Source organism: Roseateles sp. P5_E11 (assembly GCF_054049355.1).
Map to the genome: position 1 here is coordinate 1 of NZ_JBFUMO010000560.1, position 3742 is coordinate 3742.

The window sequence follows — 3742 nt, forward strand, 5'->3', positions numbered from 1 at the left end:
CCGCTACGCCATCACCCGTCAGTGGTTCAGCATCTACTTGCCGAAGGGTGAGATGCCCGACCTGACCCTGCTTCAGCACCCGGAATTCAAAGTGCTGAGTCAGAGCCGCCACGTGAAAAAGCTGCGCCGCGGTGATCTGCAGGGCAACCGATTCCGCATCGTGCTGCGTGACGTGACCGGCGACCGCGACGCCATTGAGGCCAATCTCAAGGCCGTTGCGTCACATGGCGCGCCCAACTACTTCGGCGCTCAGCGTTTCGGCCATGACGGCGGCAACGTCGAACAGGGCCGGGCCATGCTGGCGCGGGAAATCCGCGTGCGCAACCCGAAGAAGAAGGGCATCTACCTGTCGGCGGTGCGCTCCTTCGTCTTCAATGAAGCGCTGGCGCTGCGAATTCAGCAGGGACTCTGGGGCAAGACCCTGCCCGGTGACGTGATGGACGAGGCGGACCGGCCCACCGGACCGCTGTGGGGACGGGGCCGCGTGATCACCACCGATCAAGCGCAGGCCCTGGAAAACGGCGTGGCTGAACGTCACGCCACCTTGTGTGACGGCATGGAACACGCCGGTCTGGATCAGGAGCGCCGCGCCCTGGTGGCCAGGCCGGTGGATATGTCATGGGAATGGCCGCAAGCCAACCAACTGGTGCTCACGTTCTCTTTGCCCGCCGGGAATTACGCCACTTCCGTTCTGAACGAAATCCTCCGCACCACGGAGCCTGACCGGCATACAGAGAACGAGTCTGCGGCTGTCGAATGACGGTGTCCTCACCTCGGGTTGAAGGGTACAGACCCTGTTCCTGGCACACCATTTCCCGTCCGGCCGCTTTCCCGTCGGTGCGTGTTCACACCTGATGCGGCAGGTGGCCCCCGCGGCGACCTGTCTCCAACCTTCAAGGCACCAGGGCGGTCGTGACATTCACCAGCGCTGGCAGCAGTCGCTCGGCGGGCCCTGGATAGCAAACCTCGGGTTCCTGGATATGATTTTCATCGTCTTCGGGCGGTCAGAGCGAGTTCGACCGCGCACGGTCAGCACTCCGACCCCGGTCGAACACCTACCGCCACCCTTCCACAGCGGGGGACCGACCGCCGCGCCTCAAACCATGATTCCGTGATGTTCATGCCAGCCCAACCACCATGCCCGATGTCACCACGGGCCTGACCGTCGCGCCGATGCTGGACGCCGTGCCCCCGGCGCTGCGCGTGACGGGCATCGACTGGCTGAGTGGTTTGCGCGACAGCGGCCTGCGGCGTGGCGATCAGATCATCGCGGTGGACAGTGTGGCGCTGAGCCTCCCTTCGACGCCTGAAGAGGCGCGGCGCGAGGCTCCCCGCCTGATCGGCGGCTACCAGGAAAGCCAGCGCTGGGCGGATGCGGGAAAAGACGAGGGCGCGAGCGTCACGCTGACGCTGCGTCGGCGCGCCACGCCCGGCCGGGGTTGGCTCACGGTGCAGGCGACGGGCACGCTGCACGGACCCGTGCAGGCGCGCAGCGCAGACAACCGCATCCTGATCGGCCCCGGCGGGCCGCCCGAGATGTTCGAGAACGATGGCTTCGATTCCAGCTGGCGCGAATGGGCCGGGAAGTTCGCCGCCCTGGCCGCCGCCGTGCTCGATGACCCGCTGTACGCATTGGCCCAGACCTCGCAGTTCCTGCTGCGCCAACTGCTGGATCAGCAGCCGCGCGTGCAACTGCTGGCCGCGAAATACCCGAGCCCGTTCGCCCGCGCCATCGTGCAGGATTTCGAAGCCATGCGCTTGCGCCTGCAGGGGCCTGACGTCGTGCTGCCAGCCGATGCGCTGGCCTACCGCGAGGTGGGTGAACAGCGCGCCGAAGCGATACGCCAGCAGGCTGAAGCCGAATGGGCCGCCTTGCAGGCCGAACTCACTGATCGCCTGATCGTCCCGCTCTTTCCGGCCGTGCATCCCATACATGGTGACCGCGCCCGTGTGATCGGCCGCTACGCCTTGCTGCCCCCGCTGCGCAACCGCGACTGGGTCGGAGAGGCGGGGCGGACCTGGTTTGTTGCCGGCAACGCGCGTGACGGCTTCTACTTCGCCGACGCAGAGGGGCCGCAGGCAGTCCAGATGCTGGACGCGCTGGCCCGCTACCGCCGTCTGGTGCTGCCGAACATCGACGAGTGCTACGAACTCATCGGCCAGGTGCAGGAGCGGCCGGGGCAACTGGTGGTTGGCGAGCGGGCTTACTTCGGCTTGTCGCTCAAGCCGGTTGCGGCCTTGGTCGGCGGCGCGATGTTCGTCGATCTGCGCCAGCAGGACGGCAGTGTGGCGCTCTTTGCCGGCGAGCAGGCGCTGCACGACCATGGCGCCGCGGCGCCGCYCGACAACGCCGAGCCCGAGGTGGTGATGCAGGCGATGGTGGCCGCGCTCAAGGCCGCTGATCAGGATCTGTGGATCTCGCTCTTTGCCACCTGGTCCGTGGAATCGCTGCCGGATGGACGGGTTCTGTTCCGGGCCAACGCCGTGGAGCAGCCGGCACGCTATTTCGAGGAAGCGCGCAGGCGCATCATGGAACGCGTCTTCGACATGAGGCCGGTCTGGCAGGACGATGTCCGCGTCGTCATCCCGGGTGACCAGTACCCCGGCCAGCAACGACTTGAGGAGGTCATCGTCGAGATGCAGCACATCGGCCTGTTTGATGGCCAAGCCGAAGGCGCGCCACGGGTTTACCGCGCCTTCAGTGACGTCACGGTGAACCGCTGGTGGCGGCTGCAACGCATCGGCATGCCAGGGGCGCTCGGGCCGTGGCGCATCACCAGCCTGCAACCGATCTGACGGGGGCCGTGCATGCCATCTTTCGACGGACGCCGCCGCGAACTTCGTGCGGCGCTGGCCACGCTGCAGTCCACGCTGGACATCACCGAATCGACCCGCATCGCCGGCGTGATCGAGGACTACCTCAACGCGCGGGACGCCGTGCTGACGATGGTGCTGGTCTTCCTCGAAGACGACAGCGCCGAGCCGCTGGCGCCGGAGTACGCCTCCAAGTTCCGGGACACGACGCGGGCGGCGCAGGACAAGCTGGACAACATGCTCTCCGGTGTCTCCACCCCCAGCGAGGCGGCCGTGCGCTTTCGGGAACAGGTGGAATTCGAGGAGATGGCGTTCTGGGGCCTGATCGGCAGCGTGAAGCTCGCGGAATCGCGCGATGCGCTGGTCGACAACGGCAGCAAGGTCAGGGGCTTGATTTCCTCGCTCGACAAGAAATGGCAGAACCTCTGTGAGGAGGATCTGCGGGTCGAAGAAGCCGAGCAGAAGGCGGCGCAGGACTTGAAGGACCTGCTGGAGCGGGCGCTGGCGACGGCGATGCCGGCCTACGTGCAGATGGGCACGGCCGTGCTGGCGCTGAAGGACGCGTGGAAGGCCTTCGGCAAGACCATCACCGACCACGTGACGGAGACGCTCATCAATGCCGGTGCGCCACGCAAGGTGGTCGAGGCGCTGATGAAGGTGGCGTCCTGGGCCAACGACATGGCGACCTTGGCCGAGATCGGGCAGATGTGCGGCATAGCGACCGAGGCCGTGCTGGACGTGCTGAACAAGCTGCGCTCGATGAACGTCGGTGGGCTGGTGCAATACCGGCTGGGCCTGGCCGTGGACAGCGGCTTGAAGAATGTGCTCAGCGCGATCGACCTGTTCCGCGACCCGATCCGCAACATCGTGGAGGTGGGCTACTACTCGCGTCTGGCGGTGTGGAAGGCCGCGCTGGACAACGAAGGCG

The 3742-nt window shown here is 66.4% G+C and carries 3 protein-coding genes; all 3 read left to right on the forward strand.

Going from position 1 to position 3742, the window contains the following annotated elements; all coding sequences use genetic code 11:
* On the forward strand, positions 1–760 hold a 760-nt coding region (gene truD, locus ACXJKR_RS26925), incomplete at its 5' end, for a tRNA pseudouridine(13) synthase TruD (RefSeq protein WP_457325423.1).
* 377 nt (positions 761–1137) lie between these two features.
* A complete protein-coding gene (locus ACXJKR_RS26930; protein ID WP_457325424.1) occupies positions 1138–2796 on the forward strand; it encodes a hypothetical protein in 1659 nt (552 codons plus the stop codon).
* 12 nt (positions 2797–2808) lie between these two features.
* On the forward strand, positions 2809–3742 hold a 934-nt coding region (locus ACXJKR_RS26935), incomplete at its 3' end, for a hypothetical protein (RefSeq protein WP_457325425.1).